The sequence below is a fragment of the Sphingomonas sp. NPDC019816 genome (assembly GCF_050274375.1).
Taxonomy (GTDB): domain Bacteria; phylum Pseudomonadota; class Alphaproteobacteria; order Sphingomonadales; family Sphingomonadaceae; genus Sphingomonas.
In genome coordinates, this window is record NZ_JBNNOB010000255.1 from 1 (window position 1) to 1,804 (window position 1,804).

A 1,804-nucleotide genomic window follows, 5' to 3' on the forward strand; every position below is an offset into this window, starting at 1 on the left:
GACCGAGCGGGTCGTCAACACGATCCTGGCCGAGATGGACGGGCTGGAGGAGCTCCAGTCGGTGGTGGTGATCGGGGCGACCAACCGGCCTAATCTGGTCGATCCCGCGCTGCTGCGGCCGGGGCGGTTCGACGAGCTGATCTATGTCGGCGTGCCCGACGAGGCGGGGCGGCGGCGGATTCTGGGTATCCAGACCGCCAAGATGCCGCTGGCGGCGGACGTGGACCTGGACGATGTGGCGGCGCGGACCGACCGCTTCACCGGCGCGGATCTGGGCGATGTGGTGCGCCGCGCGGGCCTGATCGCGCTACGCAAGTCGCTGACCGTGCAACAGGTCGACATGGCGGCATTCGACGAAGCCCTGACAGAGGCGCGCGCGAGCGTCACCCCGGAGATGGAGCGCGATTACGAACAGATCGCGGCCAAGCTGAAACAGGACGCGGCGGCGATCCAGCCGATCGGCTTCATCGCGCCGGGCATGCTGACGCCGAGGGGCGACAAGCAGCCGTGATTCTTAAGCCCCTCCTCCCGGCAGGGGGGAGGGGTTTGGGGTGGGGGCTCTGCCACGGGCGATGGTCTCGGTGAGACTCCAAACCCTCCCCCATCCCCTCCCGCCTGCGGGAGGGGCGTGCTTGCGGAAAGCGTCAGCGTAAGCAACTAATCCCGCGTCCATCCATAACTCCGCCCCACCTCGGCCACCGCAACCTCATACCGCGAATACCACTCCGCGCGTCCCCGCTCCCGGATCGCTGCATGTTCAGGATGCGCCCGCCACGCCAAGGCGCTGGCCTCGTCCGCCCACCAGCTGACGGTAATGCCGAAGCCATCCGCCCCGCGCACGCTGTCGACGCCGCGATAACCCGGTTGCTGCGCGGCGAGCGCATCCATCGCCTTGGCCGCCTGCGCATAGCCTTGCGCGTCGTTAAGCGTCCGTTGCGACACGAAAATCACCGCAATCTGCCCCGTTCGGTCCATTTTTCCCGCTCCCGCCCGCGCCCGCTTTGCGACGGGTTGCACCCTCGATGCGCAACCCAATAGCTTGAAAGTCGTTCGGCACCTGTGCGACGAGGGGGTTTCCCTCGCGCGTCCTCCTCGCGGGGATCACGAACGACAGGAACTCGATGCCCAGCTCGACCACCGCCGCGCGCAAGTCCCGCACCGACGCCACGGGTTATCCGTCGCCCGGCCAGATGTTCTTTCAGCAGTTCCTGAAGCATCCGGTGATGGTGGGCTCGATCATCCCGTCCTCGGGCAAGCTGATCCGCAAGATGCTGGGTCCGGTCGACTGGGCCAATACCAAGCTGTTCGTCGAATATGGCCCCGGCGTCGGCACCTTCTGCCGCCCGATCCTGGAGCGGATGGCACCCGACGCCAAGCTGATCGCGATCGATACCAATGCCGATTTCTGCGATTATCTCAGCCACACCATCGTCGATTCCCGCTTCGCGGCGGTAAACGGATCAGCGGCTGACGTGCAGAAGATCGTGCGCGACCATGGGTTCGACCATGCCGACTATGTCCTGTCGGGCCTGCCCTTCTCGACCCTGCCGCCCGGCGTCGGCCCCGCGATCGCGCAGGCGACGCATGACGTGCTGCGCCCCGGCGGCGCCTTCCTGGTCTATCAGTTCAGCCCCAAGGTGAAGGACTTCCTGGTTCCGCACTGGTCGAACATCGACCATGACATGGAATGGTGGAACGTACCCCCCGCCCAGCTCTACTGGGCTTGGAAGGACTGACCTTTTTCGTCATTGCGAGCGTAGCGAAGCAATCCAGGGCCGGATCAGGACGCCCTGGATTGCTTCGC

3 protein-coding genes are annotated in these 1,804 nt (G+C 66.0%); 2 read left to right on the plus strand and 1 reads right to left on the minus strand.

The window, feature by feature from the left end; translation table 11 throughout:
• A partial coding sequence (locus tag ACQKJZ_RS19180; protein WP_427733285.1) for an AAA family ATPase occupies positions 1–511 on the plus strand: 511 nt, incomplete at its 5' end.
• Between the two features lie 146 nt (positions 512–657).
• Here ACQKJZ_RS19180 and ACQKJZ_RS19185 read toward each other — a convergent pair.
• On the minus strand, positions 658–975 hold the full coding sequence (locus tag ACQKJZ_RS19185; RefSeq protein ID WP_427733287.1) for an antibiotic biosynthesis monooxygenase family protein: 318 nt from the start codon (positions 973–975) through the stop codon (positions 658–660).
• A 146-nt stretch (positions 976–1,121) separates the two neighbouring features.
• Here ACQKJZ_RS19185 and ACQKJZ_RS19190 point away from each other — a divergent pair, with 146 nt between their 5' ends.
• Complete coding sequence (locus ACQKJZ_RS19190; RefSeq protein ID WP_409790522.1) at positions 1,122–1,736, plus strand: class I SAM-dependent methyltransferase; 615 nt, start codon at positions 1,122–1,124, stop codon at positions 1,734–1,736.
• Positions 1,737–1,804: the final 68 nt, after the last annotated feature.

What these genes read in the sequence shown, in the direction of transcription:
- ACQKJZ_RS19185 (WP_427733287.1), bottom strand. Translation starts at nt 975, where the DNA reads ATGGACCGAACGGGGCAGATTGCGGTGATTTTCGTGTCGCAACGGACG.
- ACQKJZ_RS19190 (WP_409790522.1), top strand. Translation starts at nt 1,122, where the DNA reads ATGCCCAGCTCGACCACCGCCGCGCGCAAGTCCCGCACCGACGCCACG.